The sequence below is a fragment of the Pseudomonas sp. Sample_10 genome (genome assembly GCF_004321495.1).
Lineage (GTDB): Bacteria > Pseudomonadota > Gammaproteobacteria > Pseudomonadales > Pseudomonadaceae > Aquipseudomonas.
The window spans coordinates 13910-31201 of record NZ_RCOE01000304.1 but is presented as its reverse complement, the minus strand read 5'-3'; the positions used below and the strand labels follow the sequence as shown (position 1 = coordinate 31201).

Sequence of the window (17292 nt, the reverse complement as noted above, 5' to 3'; positions counted from 1 at the left end):
CCTCCTTTTTTCATTAGTTAAGCTGAGATCGTGCGACCGCCAATCCGGCGTTTGGTTTCACAGGGAGGCCAGGTACCCTGCCCTTCGCCGCGGACAAACGGCAAGTTTGCCTGAGCATTGCCACACCCTTCACCCTGCAATCGTGACTGAATATTTACAAGGCTCAATACACGTCGATGTAATCGAATGCCGGTCGTGGCCAGTTCTCTTTCAATGCATTGAAAATCTGCATGACCCAGACTTCGTCGCTGGCCGCAACCAGGCCGACGTATCCCGACCCTTTAGCCCACGTTTCCAGGCGAAACAGAAGGCCGTCGATGTCGCTACCACCCACAACACCCGATGAAATATAGGCGATGCCGCCCTTGGTCACGCGCAGCTGCGTATGCTCATCATCACTGGCCGACGCCAACAGCTGGCGAACGGCTTCAAGGGTCAAGCCGTCAGGAGTGTTCAAATCGATCTGCACAGCGCAGTCCTTGAATGGTGATCAAAGACCAAGTGTCGCATAGCCCTGCGCTCATGCCTAAGTCGGAGTGCCAAAAGCGCCACGAAATGGTTAACTCGAGGCTCAGACTCTTCCGACCGTACGAGCGCCATCATGACCACTGTAAGTATCGACGCCGACATCAAAGCAAAGTGGCAGGACGGCCATAGCTCTTACAGCCCAGGCTCTACGGAGGAACTTGTCATCATCGGCATCGACCTGCTGGTCAGAGACCTGGGGACCGAGGCTGCGCAATCCTTCATAGAACAGGTTTTCGAGAAGCACCTGGCAGACCAAAAGGGCGCGACAAAATCAGCGCAGGAATAAGCTGCACCGGCATGCATCTGCAGCAATGAACATTACTTCAGACGACCCAGGCGCTCAGTCAGCAGATTGAAGAATCCCTGGGCGTCGCCGCTATCAACCCAGAAAGCATTCTTTGGTGCTTTGAGGCGGTCGTGCCAGTCGACAATGGTCTGCCCGAAAGTCGGCCCCTCGCGACTGTCGATCACCACATTGACCGCGCGACCGCTAAACAACTGCGGCTTGAGCAGCCAGGCGATGACCGCGGCGTCGTGCACCGGACCGCCCGGAATATCGTAGTGCTCCATGTCGGCCTTGATGTAATCATTCAGGATATCGCCTACCAATTGGCCGGCTTGGTTGTTCAATGCGGCAATCTGCTTCAGGCGCTCGTCACTGGTGAGGATCTTGTGAGTTGCATCCAGAGACAGATACGTCAGTTTCATACCGCTGTTGAGTACCACTTCGGCCGCATGCGGGTCAGCGAACAGGTTGAATTCGGCTACCGGTGTAATGTTGCCGCCATTGAAGTGCGCACCACCCATGATGACTACTTCCTTGATGCCCTGAATGATTGCCGGCTGCTGCATGAGCGCCAAGGCCAGATTGGTCTGCGGTCCAAGCATCGCAATAGTGATGCTGTGGGGGCTGGCCGACATCAACGTATCGATCAGGTAGGCGACCGCATTGCCCTGGGCCAGGGCGGCTTTCGGTTCGTATACAGAAACACCTGACAGGCCTTCCTTGCCGTGGATGTCCTCGGCATAGATAGGCGTGCGCATCAGCGGCCGAGACGCGCCGGCATAGACCGGCACGTCCTCGCGCCCTGCCCACTCGCGCGCCAGCCGCGCGTTTCGTGATGTCTTGTCCAGGCGCACGTTGCCGGCGACCGTGGTCAAAGCAAGGATATTCAACTCCTGAGGCGACGCCAGCGCCAACAACAAGGCCACCACATCGTCGGCACCAGGGTCGGTGTCGATGATCAGGTCGACCCTTTCCATGCGAATCAAAACGTGACCCCGGCAATCAGCACAACATTGCAGTACGGCTGGCATTCGCCGGTACGAACGACTGCCCGTGCCTGCCGGGTGAGGACTTTGAATTGCTCATGACTGAGCAACTCGCGCCGCCCCAGCGCCCCTTCCGCATTGAGGGCATCCAGGGTTGTCAGTGCCGCTGGCCTCTTCTCGAGGATTTCCTGCGCCAGCACATGACTTTCAACCTGCATTTCGCTGAGCACAACCTTCAGAGTACTGACGAAATCCGGGATGCCATGGGTCAGTGCCAGGTCGATCAGCTCGATGCCTGGCGGCACCGGCAGACCGGCGTCGCCGATGACCACGATGTCGCCATGGCCCAGCGATGCGATCAGGCGCGACAGTGCGACATTGAGCAACGGTGTTTTTTTCATGATGTCTTGAATGCCTGAACGTCGGACAAGGTAGGAATCGAGGGTTGCGCGCCGGCACGGGTTACCGACAACGCCGCGGCAATCTGACCGAAGCGAATCGCTTCAGCTTCGCTTTGGCCGCCGGCCAGTGCAGCGGCAAAACCACCCACGAACGTATCGCCGGCCGCCGTGGTATCAATCGCTTTCACCGCAGGCGCCGGGAAATGCGCACAGTTTTTTCCATCGGCAAACAGCGAGCCCTCGGCGCCGAGGGTGATGATCACCTTGCCGGCCCCCATTTCGATCAATCGCGTCGCGGCAGCTTCTGCACTTTGCCGAGACTCCACCGCCAAGCCACTCAAGGCCGACGCCTCGCTTTCGTTGGGTATCAGGTAATCGATGTTCGCATACCAATCCGCCGGCAATGGCTGACTGGCGGGTGCCGGATTGAGAATCACCACTTTGCCCAACTCTCGAGCGCGCTTGAGCGCGTGGCCCACCGTGACATCCGGCACTTCAAGCTGACAGATGATGACATCGGCAGCTTGCAGCACCGCATCGAAACAACCGATCAGCGCAGGTGTCAGAGCACCGTTGGCGCCTGCGACGATCACGATTGTGTTCTGGCTGTTGTCATCGACCACAATCAGCGCCACGCCACTGGAGCCTTCGACGGTGCTGACGGCCTGACAATCGATCTGCTCGGCCAAAAGAGCCTCGCGCAGTTCTTTGCCATAGGCATCGCTGCCGACGCAGCCGACCATTGACACCTGTGCGCCCAGTCGCGCAGCGGCCACAGCCTGATTGGCGCCCTTGCCACCGGAAACCGTGGCAAACGACTCACCGATCAGCGTTTCTCCGCCGCGCGGCAATCGCGGCGCCCGCGTCACCAGGTCCATGTTCAAGCTGCCTATCACCACTACTTTTGCTGGCATACATCAATACTCACTCATTCGATTTCAGCGGCACGCCGGGTTAGCGGAACTGCGCAAACAGGCCGGTCAGGGGCGCGGTCGATTCGCGCATGACAATGCTCGGCGTGACGATCCGCTGGCTGGTGGCCAGATCCGGCGTTGCGATTCGCCGTAGCAGCACTTCGGCCGCCATCTCGCCAAGTTGCAGGATTGACTGCCCGACCGTGGTCAACGCCGGATAGACATAGCGGCTCATCTGGATATCGTCGAAGCCAATGACCGACAACTGCGTCGGCACACGAATATTGCGCTCGGCCGCTGCGCGCAGCACGCCGATACCAATCATGTCGTTGGCTGCGAAAATGGCGCTGGGCGGATTGCGCTCCAGCAAGATCGCGGCTGCGTTGTAACCGCCGGTGCTGGTGAAATCGCTTTCCAGCATTCGGTCACCCGGCACCGCGAGGCCCGCATCGCTGAAGGCACGACAAAAACCGGCCAAACGCATTTGCGCCACGCTGGTGGTTGCCGGACCGCTGATGGTGGCGATATCCCGATGCCCCAACTCCAGCAGATGTCGGGTCGCCAGATAAGCGCCGTACTCGTGGTCGATACGGACCAGGTCCGCATCGACGCCCTCCAGACCACGGTCGACGATCACCATGGGTGTACGCACGCCAGCCAAACCTTGCGCCAGGCCGCTGTCGCCACCGGCCGAGGCGACGATCAGTCCGTCGACACGTTTTTCCAACAGAACGCGCAGGTAGCTGCGTTGCTTGTCGGGGTTGTCGTCGGAGTTGCAGAGGATTACGCAGTAGCCGTTACGCTCGCAATAGTCCTCAATACCCCGGGCCAGCTCGGCGAAGTACGGGTTGAGGCTGTTGGGCACCAGCAAACCGATGGTGGCCGTTGTTTTGGCCTTCAGGGAACGCGCCACGGCACTGGGGACGTAGTCGAGGGTTTTGATCGCCTCCTCCACCTTGAGCCGCACTTCTTTGCTGACTGGCCGAGTCTTGTTCACCACGTGGGAAACCGTGGTGTAGGAAATACCCGCGAGCGCTGCCACATCTTTGATCGTTGCCATGACTCAGGTCCGCCGACTTGCGCGCTGGCTGCGGTAGGTATCGAGCACCACCGCAACCACGATGACCGCACCGGTGATGATGCGCTTGGTCGGTTCGGTGGCACCGATCTGGGCCAGGCCGGCCGCCAGCACGGAAATGATCAACACGCCAAAAAAAGTACTGATGACCGAACCGCGTCCACCCATCAGGCTGGTACCGCCGATGACGACGGCGGCGATCACCTGCAACTCCAGGCCGGAGCCGGCGTTCGGGTCCGCCGCTTCCAGTCGCGAAATCTGGAACAGCGCGGCGATACCGGCCAGCAAGCCCATCAGGCTGAACACCAGAATCTTGTAGGGCTTTGGATTGATACCGGCCAGCCGCACCGCCTCTTCGTTGGTACCGATGCCAATCAGGTAGCGACCGAACACGGTCCGGGTCAACACGGCCTGGGCGATGAAAATGATCAGCAAGGCGATGATAAACGATGGCGAAATCCCGAAAGCGATCGGGTTGGACAACCAGGCAAACGCATCGCCGATGTACGCCGTGCGCGATCCGGTCATCTGATAGGCAACCCCGCGTGCCATTTCCAGCACGCCGAGGGAAACGATAAACGATGGAATGCGCCAGGCCACGGTAATCGAGCCGGTGATGGTGCCCGCGAGGGCTGCGGCCGCCATGCCGAGCAACGCTGCCGGCAGCACACTCCAACCCCAACCGAGAATCGCCACACTGACCGTCGAGGCCGCCAGCGCCAACACTGAACCCACCGACAGGTCGATGCCGCCGATGATCAGCACGAAGGTCATGCCGACCGCCAGGACCATCAGGTCCGGAATCTGGTTAGCCAAGGTGCTGAAGGTGTCGTAGGACAGGAAATGGCTGCTCAGGAGCGAGAACAGCACGACCATCGCCAGCAAGGCACCGGCCAGCCCCAGATAAGTGCCCAAGCCGTAAAAATTGCCACTGCGTGGACCGACGCCAGATACGGTTTTCATGAAAAATCCCTAGGCGCGGCTTCGTTGAGCAGCGCATCACGTTTTTGGTAGCCGGCAAAAGCGGCGGCAAGCAAATCATCCTGAGTCCAGCTGTCGCGCTCGAACGTATCGATCAGACGCCCCGCCGAGAGCACGCCGATCCGGTCGCAGATCAACATCAATTCGCGCAGGTCACTGGACACCACAACCAGCGCTTTGCCCTGGCGTGTCAACTCGCCGAGCAGGGCATAAATGTCGAATTTGGCGCCGACGTCGATACCACGGGTGGGTTCGTCAAACAGCAGGACCGAGCAATCACGCTCCAGCCAACGGCCGATCACGACTTTCTGCTGATTGCCACCGGACAGCTCGGACACCACTTGCGCCGGGCCGGAGCTGCGAATGCGCATGGCGTCGATCTGACGCTGGGCCAGTGCAGTTTCGTCATCTTTGTTGACGAACCCGCCACTGGAGATGCCCGGCATGTTGCCCAGGGCAATGTTGGCGCCGATCGACTGAGTCAGCAGCAAGCCTTCGCCCTTGCGGTCTTCAGTGATCAGGGCGATGCCGTGGGCAACCGCATCCACCGGCGAGCGAATGCTGACGACTTGCGCGGGAGAGCCTAGCGCTACGGTGCCGCTGTCTGCGGCGTCGGCACCGAAGATCAGCCGCAACAACTCGGTGCGCCCTGCCCCGATCAATCCGGAAATACCAAAGATTTCTCCGGCACGCACCTCAAAGGACACATCCCGAACTTTGTCGGCGCGAGACAAGCCCTTGACCGTCAATGCCGGAGCACCGATGTTGCGCACGCCCATGTCGATGTGTTCGCCCAGCTCCCGCCCCACCATCAAGGTGACCAGTTGTTCACTGTTGTAACTGGCCATCGGCTCGACGCACACCAGGTTGCCGTCGCGCAGCACTGCAATGCGCTGGGCGACTTGGGCCAGCTCTTCCAGACGATGGGAAATGTAGATGATCGACACGCCACGCGCTTGCAGACGGGTGATCTGCTCGAACAGCATCTCGACTTCACGGGCCGTCAGCATCGCGGTCGGCTCGTCGAGGATCAGAACATGACAGTCGCCGATCAGGTTGCGGGCAATCTCGACCATTTGCTGATGACCGATGCCCAGTTCGCCAACCAGCGTGTCCGGATCGATTGCATCGAGCCCGACTTGTGCCATGGCTTCGATCGCCGCCTTGCGCAGTTGCTTGCGGCTGATCCAGCCGCCGTTGTTCGGCAGGTTATCGAGAAACAGGTTTTCCGCCACCGACAAGGTCGGCAACAGATTGAGCTCCTGCATGACCATGCGAATGCCCAGATTCTCAGCCTGGGTGCGGCTGCCCGGGCGATAGTCCTGCCCCTGAAATTGCATCTGGCCGGTGGTCGGCGTGACCAACCCGCCGATGATCTTCGACAGCGTACTTTTGCCAGCGCCATTTTCACCGGTCAGCGCCAGCACTTCCCCGCGCATCAGCGTCAGGTCGATGCCGGTCAGGACCGGTTGCGCATAGGTTTTGCCGATGCCGCTGACCGAAAGGACAGCGTTCGGGTCGCGAACGGACATAAAAACTCTCCATGTGCTCGCCCGGACGGGCGAGCACCGTTGTGTCGCCAGAGGACTACTTTTTAGTGACCAGCTCTACCGGCGTCTCGATCACGCCACTGGCGCTGCTGTCGACTTTCTCGCCCTTGATGATTTTCAGCGCGGTCTCGATGCCGAACACCGCTTGCTTGGCGGCAAACTGATCCGCCGTGGCCAGCACGCGCCCGTCAGCGAGCATCGGCTTGATGGCGTTGATATTGTCATAGCCGACCACTTCAACCTTGCCGGCCTTGCCCGCGGCGCGTACCGCCGACACGACACCGAGCGCCATGCTGTCGTTACCGGCCAGCAGGGCTTTGGTTTGCGGGTATTCGCTGAGGATCGACGCGGCGACTTTGTTGCCCTTGTCGATCTCCCAGTCACCGGACTGAACCGAGACGACCTTGATCTGCGCCGCTTCCATCGCATCCTTGAAGCCGGCAGTGCGGGCCTGAGCGTTGGTGGTGGTGGACACGCCTTCGATGATGCCGACTTCGTCGCCCGCCTTGAGCTGCTTGGCCAGGTACTCACCCACCAGCCGCGCGCCTTTGCGGTTGTCCGGGCCTACGAATGGAACATTGAGGTTCTTGCTTTTGACCACGGCCGGATCAAGCTGATTGTCGATGTTGATCACGGTGATACCGGCATCGATGGCTTTCTTGATCACAGGAACCATGGCCTTGGAGTCTGCGGGAGCGATCACCAGCGCATTGACCTTGGCCAGAATCATTTGCTCGACAATGCGCGTCTGGCCAGCGGTATCAGTCTCGTCCTTGATCCCGTTGGAAATCAGATCGAATTCACTGGAGTGTTCTTTCTGGTAGGCCTTGGCGCCATCTTCCATGGTCAGGAAGAATTCGTTGGCCAGGGATTTCATGACCAGGGCGACTTTAGGTTTTTCAGGCATTTCGGCGAAAGCCGAAGAGACAGGCAACGCGGCGGATGCAGCAGCCAGCATTGCGACAGCGAGAAGACGTCCAGCGAATGGCAGCTTCATGGGTTCACTCCGATCTTATGATTATTGTGAGCAACGCTTGCGCTGACGTAAGGTGCGAGGCCTTCGCCGATGGTTTTAACCCATCAGTAAAGGCGCGCAAACGTTTGCGTAGACCGGACTATGCGAATCTTGTCGAGATTTGTCAATGCTGTGAAACGTTGTCAGGTAGCCGCTCACGCCGTAGTGCTGATCACGTTTCCAGAGCTTGTCAGCTCTTTCGCCAGCGCGGCCGCCACTTGCATCAATGCCGCAGACGTATCGGCAATCTGTGCCTGAATCGACATGACGGCAGTGGCCTTGGCTTCTGCCGACTGGAACGACGCGGCTTGGGTTGCTGCCAATTGCTGTTGTTGCTCGCGCAGTTGTTGCTGCAACTCCTGCATGCGTTTGAGCAACATCTGCACCGCAATGCTTTGCTGGCTGTCGGTGCTTTGCGCTTTCTCGCTGCCCTGAGCGCCGCCGCCTAGACTTACCGACTTTTTATCGCCCCCTTCCAGCCCCAGGCGCTGCGTCGAAGATTCGGATGTCTCGTCAGTCAATGTCGCGACCGTCGACGGCGCTTTACCACCGATGTTTATCACGGACGCATTTGGAAAACCGACGGTCAACGACATGTGAACTCCCTGAAAAAATGATTCCTCAAGGACAGATCGGCGTGCGCAGCGATTTCTTTAACGCTCTTCGACAACCCACGCTTAAACAAACTTTCGGAGAGCCGAACGACAAACTCAAAATCAGTCGGAAACCCGGACGACAGCGCGGTGAACCGCGTTGAAAATTTGTTTGAATCTTTAAACAAATCAGTTAGTTGAACGGCTTTCTCAATACGAAGTGTAATTGGTACGGATTCTGCTCTTCTCAAGCACCCCTGGCGTTCAGATCCGCCGGGGGCGCATCTAGATGAACCTGCATCAGCACCGTCACTACTAGAGAGAAAAATAATGACATCTGCTTTCAAGACCTTTGTTCCGGGCGCATTGGCCCTCCTGCTGCTTCTACCGACTGCCGTTCAGGCAAAAGAAGTCGAAACCCAACAGAAACTGGCAAACGTGGTGATCCTGGCCACCGGCGGCACCATTGCCGGCGCGGGTGCGAGCGCTGCCAACAGCGCCACTTATCAAGCCGCGAAAGTCGGCGTCGACAAACTGATCGCCGGCGTTCCGGAGCTCAGCCAGGTGGCCAACGTTCGCGGCGAGCAAGTGATGCAGATCGCGTCAGAGAGCATCACCAACGAAAACCTGCTGCAACTGGGTCGCCGCGTCGCCGAACTGGCCGACAGCGAAGACGTCGATGGCATCGTGATCACCCATGGCACTGACACCCTGGAAGAAACTGCCTATTTCCTGAATCTGGTGGAAAAGACCGAGAAGCCGATCGTTGTCGTCGGCTCCATGCGCCCGGGCACCGCAATGTCGGCTGACGGCATGCTGAACCTGTACAACGCGGTGGCGGTGGCCAGCAGCAAAGAAGCGCGGGGCAAAGGCGTACTGGTGACCATGAACGATGAAATCCAGTCGGGTCGCGATGTCAGCAAGATGATCAACATCAAGACCGAGGCGTTTAAAAGTGCCTGGGGGCCGCTGGGAATGGTGGTCGAGGGCAAATCCTACTGGTTCCGCCTGCCGGCCAAGCGCCACACCATGGATTCGGAATTCGACATCAAAACCATCAAGAGCCTGCCTGACGTCGAAATTGCCTATTCCTATGGCAACGTCAGCGATACCGCCTACAAGGCACTGGCTCAGTCTGGTGCCAAAGCGATCATTCACGCCGGCACCGGCAATGGCTCTGTCTCTTCGCGAGTTGTTCCAAGCCTGCAAGCCTTGCGCAAGGATGGCGTGCAAATCATCCGTTCTTCCCACGTCAACGCTGGCGGTTTCGTTCTGCGCAACGCTGAACAGCCTGACGACAAGTACGACTGGGTCGTGGCGCACGACCTGAATCCGCAGAAGGCCCGCATCCTGGCCATGGTCGCACTGACCAAGACCAACGACAGCAAAGAGCTGCAACGGATGTTCTGGGAATACTGATTCGCCCTCGCCCGCCCGACTCCGGTCGGGCACCGCTCAAGCCACTCGCCTGCGTCGGCGAGTGGCTCGCATCTAACGACTGACAAAAAAATCCCTTCTTCCTACACCAAATGGAACAAATCGCTGTCAGAGGATTTTCTTGAATTTTAAGCAGTTGCGAAAATGCCTACAGTTAAATACTGTATGCACGTACAGCTTAATAAGGATAATTCCGTGGACACCACTTCTGCCTCACCTGACTCCTATGTACGCATGGGCACGCGCGTTCAGAAAATCATCAACTCCCCCACCGCTCAAAAAGCCAAGGCTGCGCTGATTTTCCGTCTCCCGGACGAACCGGTGGATGAGTGGGAACGTTTGCTCGAAGAAATCGATGAAAACGACAACGTCACCCTCGCCTATCGCGATGACGGCGGTGTGCAGATTTTCTGGGTTGTGCCGAAGGAAGACTGAGTCAATGAGTGTCCGTTGTTTCGCTTTGCTGTTTCTGCTGTTCACCATGGGCGCCCATGCCGATGCTCCACGCACTTTCAGCGAGGCCAAGAAAGTCGCCTGGAAGTTGTATGCGCCGCAATCCACCGAGTTTTATTGCGGCTGCAAATACACAGGTAACCGGGTGAACCTTGCCGCCTGCGGCTATGTACCGCGCAAAAACGCCAAACGTGCTTCGCGTATCGAGTGGGAGCATATTGTTCCAGCCTGGCAAATTGGACATCAGCGCCAGTGCTGGCAGGAAGGCGGTCGCAAGAATTGCACACGGTATGACCCCGTTTATCAGAAAGCCGAGGCAGACTTGCATAACCTGGTGCCGAGCATCGGCGAGGTCAATGGCGATCGCAGCAACTTCAGTTTCGGTTGGCTGCCGGAGCAATCAGGCCAATACGGTTCATGCCTGACTCAAGTTGACTTCAAGGCGAAAAAGGTCATGCCGCGCCCATCCATTCGCGGGATGATCGCCCGGACTTACTTCTACATGAGCAAACAGTACGGCTTGCGCTTGTCGAAACAGGACCGGCAACTGTATGAAGCCTGGGATAAAACCTATCCGGTCCAGGCTTGGGAACGTCAGCGAAATCAAAGCGTGGCGTGCGTCATGGGGCGCGGCAATGAATTTGTCGGCTCAGTCGATATGAAAGCCTGCGGTTAAATGCTTTCTGAATGACAAAAGGCCTCGGATCCGCCATCCGAGGCCTTTTTTGTTTTCTAGCGCAGGCTTTGTTGCAGCGCCAAACGGTATTACTGAACTGCCGGGCGCTCAAGCACCAACACTTCAATGTTCTGCTTCTTCGCCTTGACCAGCGCTGCGTTCACCTGCGCTTGCTTGGCGTCGGCTTCGGCCTTTGAGTTGTATGGCCCCATCAGAATCCGGGTCTTGCCGTTTTCGCGAATCACGTTGGACATGAAACTATGCTCGATCAGCCAGCCGCTGAGATCGCTGACCGCCTGCGGCGTTTCACCTCGCACTTCCAGATCCCATTGTGGACCCGAGACCTGCGCCGGGGCACCCGCCGCTGTAGCCTGCGGCTTTGGCGCATCCACTCGCTTGCCCTCACCGCATCCCGCCAGCGCCAATACTGCAATCACCAAGACCATTTTGCGCACTGCGTTTCCCTCTGAATGCTTAAAGCGCGGATTTTAGCACCCATGAATACTTCTCGAGTGCCGCAAAATGGGCTCAAAACAACGAGAATGATGGTTACGGCCTCTGTATAGTTACACCTTGGGAATTAATGCTGCATCTGCGCGTCAGAAAGAGGCACCCAAATTGTGAGACTTCGCACTAATCTATACATACCACCGACCTCTGCACTGTCCGAATCAGGTGCCCCAGAAAGCAATCAAGGAGAAGACCATGCTGATACTCACCCGCAAAGTCGGTGAAAGCATAAACATTGGTGATGACATAACGATCACCATCCTCGGCGTAAGCGGCCAGCAAGTCAGGATTGGCATCAACGCCCCGAAAGACGTTGCGGTGCATCGCGAAGAGATCTATCAGCGCATTCAGGCTGGCCTGACTGCTCCGGACAAGCCGCAAACTCCCTGAATCCTGATGCAGTCAGTAGCCAGCCCGTTCACCCCCGGAACGACGGCTGGCTAAAGATTCTCGAAATGCAGCGCCGTTCCCCCCACACTCGTTACCCAAACGTCACGCCACGCGCCATACCAGTGGCTGCCATGACCATCAGCAGCATCAACATCCCTTCAACGTGACTGATGCGCGCAAACAGCTTCGCCCGCCCAGCCTCGATCGCCGTACCGCGCGCCAGCGCTACTCGCCATTTGATCAACGTGATCATGGGCGCTACTTCCAGCAGCAGAATCAGTACGAACAGGGTCATCTTCAGATGAAACAACGGCTGTTGCAGGTAATAGTCCGTGCCCTTTTCAAATCCGCCAAACGCTCGAATCCCACCGGTTACCAACAGAATGAGCGCGGAAATTCCCCAAAGGTTGTCTGCGATCAGCACACTGCGAACTTCCCCCGTGCCAGCCGCCAAACGTCGAAAATTCGTACCGCGCACAAGAACCGCCCAGAATCCCAGCACAACCGCTAAAAGATGCACGGCCGCAAGAAGCCAGTGAGTCAGCATCGAGACACTCCTTTCAGGATGAGTTGAATCAGCCTGTCAGTAGTAGCCCATCAATCAAAGGATTGCACTGGCGAGAAACTGCCGGGTTTGCCATAGCGGTCCATACGCCAGATACGAAGAGCCCAGCGCAATGGCTGGGCTCTGGTTATTTTCTGTTTTCCATCATTTTATCGGCGAGGGCCTTGGCCCTTTCGATCAATAGATTCTGCCTGTCTTCGTGAGTGGCACCGCCGACGACAGGTGCCGTCAGATTACTTTCGGCAATCAACGCAGCGCAAAAATATTGATCCCAAACAGTCCTGTTTTCGGACGACTGCTGGTTCGTTTGATCGGAGATCATTGGTGACTCCTTTGGATCAGATCACGCCCGAGTCACAGCGTTACAGGATCCATCTTAGAAGTACATGAGTGGCGATCCACGGTGATGCTTGAACTACAGCCCATTGAAGCAGAAGGCAAATGAACAGGTAAGCCGCAAAGAATTGCATCATCGCACGCTTCCCCATCAACACCTCTCCTGCCTCATGAACCAAGTCATGCGCCTGGCCGCCCGTTCTGATTGGATGAAGTTTGATGGTCGCAGTTCAATATCGAGCTGAAATGATTGTCATTTGGACTGCATCGAAGGTGCAGAAGCCTTCTTCTCCTCCAGGCTGGCATTCTTGCCTTCGGCTCGGCAGCGCCTGCAAGTGGTGGGTACGGGAGCCCAGCTGCAGTGATAGCGAAATTGCTCGCCGCATACAGAACAAATTGTCTCCGGCCACTCCCTGTTTCTACGTTCGCTCGTCAACGTTGCTTTCAGCTTTCGCATCGACTCGAGATTCTTCGCGCCCATGAAAACTCTCCGGTTTTTTTGTTCACGGCCAAACGTTTTTTTCTTTAATCACCGACTGGCGCACTGCCGACGAGTTCAATGCAGTAGCTTGAGCGGTATGATGTTTTAGAGGGACGCGCTGAACTGGCGTTCTGAGATGGGTGTTTTGCAAATCGCAAAAAGCAAAAAGGGGTTACCGTTTCCGGTAACCCCTCTAGACCGCCCAGCAGAGCGGATTTTGTTTGGTAGGCGCGATTGGACTCGAACCAACGACCCCCACCATGTCAAGGTGGTGCTCTAACCAACTGAGCTACGTGCCTGCTGTGAGGCGGCATTCTACGGAATTCCGGAGGGGTGTCAACACCTTTTTTCGAGCTAACCCTATGAATATGCAAAATATTTAATTTTGCCGCTGCAAAGAAGATTTTCCGGTGGCTGGCGGTGGATTTTTAACTCGGGTAGGATCGACGCACTCGTAAAATATATTAAACAGAGGCTGCAGGATGGCGCACACCCCCTACCCAGAGTCCTACTACGCTGCGTCGGCCAATGCGGTTCCGCCTCGCCCGGTGCTGCAGGACGACGTTGAGACTGATGTCTGTGTAATCGGTGCCGGTTATACCGGTCTGTCCTCTGCCCTGTTCTTGCTGGAGAACGGTTTCAAGGTCACGGTACTGGAAGCCGCCAAAGTCGGTTTTGGTGCGTCCGGGCGAAACGGTGGCCAGATCGTTAACAGCTACAGCCGCGATATTGATGTGATCGAGCGCAGTGTCGGCCCCAAGCAGGCTCAGTTGCTGGGGCAAATGGCGTTTGAGGGCGGGCGGATCATTCGCGAGCGCGTGGCCAAATACAATATCCAGTGCGACTTGAAGGACGGCGGCGTGTTTGCCGCCATCACCCCCAAGCAAATGGGTCATCTCGAATCCCAGAAGCGTCTGTGGGAACGTTTCGGTCACACGCAGCTGGAGTTGATGGATAAAAGCCGTATCCGTGAGGTGGTGGCCTGTGATCAATATGTCGGCGGTATGCTCGACATGAGCGGCGGACATATTCACCCGCTTAACCTGGCGCTGGGCGAAGCGGCGGCTGTAGAGTCGCTGGGTGGCGTCATTTATGAGCAATCGCCGGCGATACGCATCGAGCGCGGCGCCAATCCGGTAGTGCACACGCCGCAAGGCAAAGTCCGGGCAAAATTCATCATCGTGGCGGGCAACGCTTATCTGGGCAATCTGGTGCCGGAGCTGGCGGCCAAGTCGATGCCTTGCGGCACCCAGGTCATCACCACAGAGCCCTTGGGCGACGCGTTGGCGAAAAGCCTGTTGCCGCAGGATTATTGCGTCGAGGACTGCAATTACCTGCTCGATTACTACCGACTGAGCGGCGACAAGCGCCTGATATTCGGTGGTGGCGTGGTGTACGGCGCGCGTGACCCTGCCAACATCGAAGCGATCATTCGACCGAAAATGCTCAAGGCTTTCCCGCAGCTCAAGGATGTAAAGATCGATTACGCCTGGACCGGTAATTTCCTGCTGACGTTGTCGCGTCTGCCGCAAGTGGGGCGGCTGGGTGACAACATCTATTACTCCCAGGGTTGCAGCGGCCATGGCGTGACGTACACACATCTGGCGGGCAAGGTCCTGGCCGAAGCGTTGCGTGGCCAGGCCGAGCGTTTCGACGCGTTCGCCGACCTGCCCCACTACCCGTTCCCCGGTGGGCAATTGCTGCGCACACCGTTTGCGGCGTTGGGCGCCTGGTATTACGGGCTGCGGGATAAGTTCGGATACTAATGCAAAAAAAGGGTCGCTGAATGCGGCCCCTTTTTTGTAGGAGTGAGCCTGCTCGCGATAGCGGTGTGTCAGCCATAAATCTCTGACAGGAAAACCGCTATCGCGAGCAGGCTCGCTCCTACAAGGGATCAGTGATTACAGCTTGTCCCGTGCGATACCACTGCGGATTCGCAGGATGTCGGCCAGTACCGCAAGAGCAATTTCCGCTGGCGTCTTGCTGCCCAGGTTCAAGCCGATTGGCGCATGAATCCGCGCCAGTTCGGCATCGCCCAAGCCACCAATGCGCCGCAAGCGCTCGAAGCGCTTGTGCGAAGTCTGCAGCGAGCCCATCACGCCGATGTAGAACGCCTCGGTGCGTACCGCTTCCATCATGGCCAAATCGTCGATACGCGGATCGTGGGTCAGCGCCACCACGGCCGTGTCGCTGTGGCAGCCGCCGTCGGCGATGAATACGGATGGCAATTGGCGACGAATCTCTACGTTTTCCAGGACCACGCCTTCCAGCACTTCATCCCGCGGATCGCACAGAATCACTTCGAAGCCCAGGCCCACGGCAAACTCCGCACAGGCCTGGGCCACGCTGGAGTAGCCGGCGAGCAACAAGCGCTGAGCGGCACCGATGCGCAGCCGCACACGGTCGACCTCACGCTCGACGCGAACACCCTGCTCGCGATCATCGAGCAGACTGCGCACCCCACTGGCCAGATCGACTTCACGGATCAAGCGGCGTCGGCCCAATAGCGCCGACTCCAGCTCCCGCAAATGCGCCTGAACATCGCAATCAGATTCAAGCGTCTCTACCAGCACGTCGAGCACGCCACCACAGGGCAAGCTGACCCGCGAGCGCGGATCGTCACCTTCGCCGTAACGCACGACGCCGACGGCGTCGTCAAACGCGCCTTCGGCGACGCGCTCAAGAAAGTCTTCCTCGACACAGCCGCCAGACAGCGAACCGATCCACTGGCCGTCGGTATTGACTGCCAACAGCGAACCCGGCGCACGGGGCGCCGAGCCGTAAGTGGCGAGCACCGTGCACAGCCAGACGCGTTGCCCGGCCAACGACCACTCCAGCGCCCGCCGCACCACTTGCAGATCGAGATGCTGCATGTCAGTGCGCCTTGTGCTCGAGCGGCGCATCGGCCCGCAGCTTCTGCACGTCGTTTACCGCCAGGTCGCCCGGTAGACCACCCCAACCCTGACGCAGGTAGTTCAGCAAGTCGGTGAGTTGTGCATCGCTGAGTTTTTCGATGAAACCGGGCATCGGTTGCATGTGCTCGAACCCGGAGAATTTCTGTTCACCGATACCGTCGTCGATTACCCGCACCAGATTGCGCGGATCTTCCAGACGCAGCGTGGTATTGCCGCGCATGGCCACGGCGATGTGTGGCTTGCCTTCGCCATCGACCGCGTGGCAACCGGCACAGACGTTCAAGTAGTCCTGACGCCCGCGCTGGGCGCTGGCGCTGAGTTTTTCCAGTGGCACGTCGGTCAGCACTTTTGCCGCTGGCGGCTGATCGCCGAGCAGGAAGGTGGCCATGGCGGCCAGATCCGGGTCAGTGAGGCCCTGAGTGCTGTTGTGGAACACCGGGAACATCTCGTTGAACATCGTGCCCTGGGCGCTCATGCCGTGCTTGAGGAACGAGCTCAGGTCCTGATGATTCCAGCCACGCGCGGCCAGGTCAGTGGCCAACAGGCTCGGCGCGAGATAGCCATTGAGAACGCCACCGGTCATGCGCTTGTCCATCTGCATCGCACCAGGCAAACCGCGTGGCGTGTGGCACTCGCCACAGTGACCGAGCACGTCGACCATGTACTGGCCGCGCTTCCAGGCTTCGCTCTTGCCTTCGGCGGATTCCAGCTTCACGTCCTTGCCGTACATCATGTTCCAGCCCATGAGGCCAGGACGCACATTGAACGGAAAGCTCAGGCTGGTGACCGGAGCGGCGCGCTCGATCGGCGCGATGGTTTTCAAGTAGGCATGAATCGCGTCGGAGTCTGCACGCGGGATCAAATGATACGAGGTGTACGGCATCGCCGGGTACAGGTTCGCCCCATCGCGGCGCTTGCCTTCGGTCAACGCAGCGAAGAATTCGTCATCGTTGTACAAACCGATGCCGTGCTCTTTGCTCGGCGTGATGTTGGTGCCGTAGATCGTGCCGAACGGCGAGACGATCGGCAGGCCGCCCGCATACGGCGCGCCACCCGGCGCGGTATGGCACGCCATGCAGTCGGCGGCACGGGCCAGGTATTCGCCCTGCTTGACCTGCGCATCGTCAGCGTGAGCCAGCAACACAGGCGCTGCCAGGCCGACCGTCAACGCGAGACGGCTAAGTAGTTGTTTCATGC

The 17292-nt window shown here is 58.3% G+C and carries 19 protein-coding genes, 1 tRNA gene and 1 pseudogene; 6 read left to right on the top strand and 15 right to left on the bottom strand.

Annotated features, from left to right (window positions below; translation table 11 throughout):
- Nucleotides 1-163: 163 nt before the first annotated feature.
- Nucleotides 164-469 (bottom strand): hypothetical protein, encoded by a 306-nt coding sequence (locus D8U18_RS28345; protein ID WP_130904948.1) that lies wholly within the window; start codon nt 467-469, stop codon nt 164-166.
- A 132-nt stretch (nt 470-601) separates the two neighbouring features.
- Here D8U18_RS28345 and D8U18_RS28340 point away from each other — a divergent pair, with 132 nt between their 5' ends.
- Nucleotides 602-814, top strand: a complete 213-nt coding sequence (locus tag D8U18_RS28340) for a hypothetical protein (RefSeq protein WP_056853671.1) — start codon at nt 602-604, stop codon at nt 812-814.
- Nucleotides 815-846: 32 nt separating this feature from the next.
- On the opposite strand, the pseudogene D8U18_RS28335 reads toward D8U18_RS28340, so the two are convergent.
- The 8 genes and pseudogenes from D8U18_RS28335 to D8U18_RS28300 all read right to left on the bottom strand — a co-directional run.
- Nucleotides 847-1788: pseudogene (locus D8U18_RS28335) on the bottom strand (nucleoside hydrolase); the annotation flags it as partial.
- Between the two features lie 8 nt (nt 1789-1796).
- A complete protein-coding gene (gene rbsD, locus D8U18_RS28330) occupies nt 1797-2201 on the bottom strand; it encodes a D-ribose pyranase (RefSeq protein WP_130904950.1) in 405 nt (134 codons plus the stop codon).
- On the bottom strand, nt 2198-3115 hold the full coding sequence (gene rbsK, locus D8U18_RS28325; RefSeq protein WP_131109250.1) for a ribokinase: 918 nt from the start codon (nt 3113-3115) through the stop codon (nt 2198-2200). The genes rbsD and rbsK overlap by 4 nt, the downstream gene beginning before the upstream one ends.
- Before the next feature lie 40 nt (nt 3116-3155).
- Nucleotides 3156-4175: a LacI family DNA-binding transcriptional regulator gene (locus tag D8U18_RS28320; RefSeq protein ID WP_130907824.1), complete on the bottom strand. Its 1020-nt coding sequence runs from the start codon at nt 4173-4175 to the stop codon at nt 3156-3158.
- Nucleotides 4176-4178: 3 nt separating this feature from the next.
- A complete protein-coding gene (locus D8U18_RS28315; protein WP_056853676.1) occupies nt 4179-5156 on the bottom strand; it encodes an ABC transporter permease in 978 nt (325 codons plus the stop codon).
- Entirely contained in the window at nt 5153-6706 is a 1554-nt protein-coding gene (locus tag D8U18_RS28310) for a sugar ABC transporter ATP-binding protein (protein WP_131109248.1), read from the bottom strand. Before D8U18_RS28310 ends, D8U18_RS28315 begins: the two co-directional genes overlap by 4 nt.
- 55 nt (nt 6707-6761) lie before the next feature.
- Nucleotides 6762-7721: a sugar ABC transporter substrate-binding protein gene (locus D8U18_RS28305; protein ID WP_131109247.1), complete on the bottom strand. Its 960-nt coding sequence runs from the start codon at nt 7719-7721 to the stop codon at nt 6762-6764.
- 173 nt (nt 7722-7894) lie between these two features.
- Nucleotides 7895-8335, bottom strand: a complete 441-nt coding sequence (locus D8U18_RS28300) for a hypothetical protein (protein WP_056853679.1) — start codon at nt 8333-8335, stop codon at nt 7895-7897.
- A 327-nt stretch (nt 8336-8662) separates the two neighbouring features.
- On the opposite strand from D8U18_RS28300, the gene D8U18_RS28295 reads away from it, so the two are divergent.
- From D8U18_RS28295 to D8U18_RS28285, 3 genes are all read left to right on the top strand, one after another.
- Nucleotides 8663-9751: an asparaginase gene (locus D8U18_RS28295; protein ID WP_130904956.1), complete on the top strand. Its 1089-nt coding sequence runs from the start codon at nt 8663-8665 to the stop codon at nt 9749-9751.
- Between the two features lie 162 nt (nt 9752-9913).
- Entirely contained in the window at nt 9914-10204 is a 291-nt protein-coding gene (locus D8U18_RS28290; RefSeq protein ID WP_056853681.1) for a DUF1654 domain-containing protein, read from the top strand.
- A gap of 4 nt (nt 10205-10208) precedes the next feature.
- Nucleotides 10209-10898: an endonuclease I family protein gene (locus tag D8U18_RS28285; RefSeq protein ID WP_056853682.1), complete on the top strand. Its 690-nt coding sequence runs from the start codon at nt 10209-10211 to the stop codon at nt 10896-10898.
- Nucleotides 10899-10987: 89 nt separating this feature from the next.
- Here the strand turns inward: D8U18_RS28285 and D8U18_RS28280 are convergent, their stop codons facing one another.
- Nucleotides 10988-11353, bottom strand: a complete 366-nt coding sequence (locus D8U18_RS28280; protein WP_130907827.1) for an SPOR domain-containing protein — start codon at nt 11351-11353, stop codon at nt 10988-10990.
- A 250-nt stretch (nt 11354-11603) separates the two neighbouring features.
- Here D8U18_RS28280 and csrA point away from each other — a divergent pair, with 250 nt between their 5' ends.
- Complete coding sequence (csrA, locus tag D8U18_RS28275; RefSeq protein WP_007938114.1) at nt 11604-11798, top strand: carbon storage regulator CsrA; 195 nt, start codon at nt 11604-11606, stop codon at nt 11796-11798.
- Nucleotides 11799-11889: 91 nt separating this feature from the next.
- On the opposite strand, the gene D8U18_RS28270 is transcribed toward csrA, so the two are convergent.
- From D8U18_RS28270 to D8U18_RS28260, 3 genes are all read right to left on the bottom strand, one after another.
- On the bottom strand, nt 11890-12345 hold the full coding sequence (locus tag D8U18_RS28270) for a DUF2214 family protein (RefSeq protein ID WP_131109245.1): 456 nt from the start codon (nt 12343-12345) through the stop codon (nt 11890-11892).
- Nucleotides 12346-12490: 145 nt separating this feature from the next.
- Nucleotides 12491-12685: a hypothetical protein gene (locus tag D8U18_RS28265; protein ID WP_056853685.1), complete on the bottom strand. Its 195-nt coding sequence runs from the start codon at nt 12683-12685 to the stop codon at nt 12491-12493.
- Nucleotides 12686-13402: 717 nt separating this feature from the next.
- Nucleotides 13403-13479: transfer RNA gene (locus D8U18_RS28260), tRNA-Val, on the bottom strand.
- A gap of 183 nt (nt 13480-13662) precedes the next feature.
- On the opposite strand from D8U18_RS28260, the gene D8U18_RS28255 reads away from it, so the two are divergent.
- Entirely contained in the window at nt 13663-14946 is a 1284-nt protein-coding gene (locus tag D8U18_RS28255; protein WP_130905359.1) for an FAD-binding oxidoreductase, read from the top strand.
- Nucleotides 14947-15081: 135 nt separating this feature from the next.
- Here D8U18_RS28255 and D8U18_RS28250 read toward each other — a convergent pair whose 3' ends face one another.
- Together D8U18_RS28250 and D8U18_RS28245 are read right to left on the bottom strand one after the other, a co-directional pair.
- Nucleotides 15082-16053 carry an XdhC family protein gene (locus D8U18_RS28250; protein ID WP_131109243.1) on the bottom strand — a complete coding sequence of 324 codons (972 nt, stop codon included), beginning with the start codon at nt 16051-16053 and terminating at the stop codon, nt 15082-15084.
- Between the two features lies 1 nt (nt 16054).
- On the bottom strand, nt 16055-17290 hold the full coding sequence (locus D8U18_RS28245) for a cytochrome c (protein WP_130905361.1): 1236 nt from the start codon (nt 17288-17290) through the stop codon (nt 16055-16057).
- Nucleotides 17291-17292 lie beyond the last annotated feature (2 nt).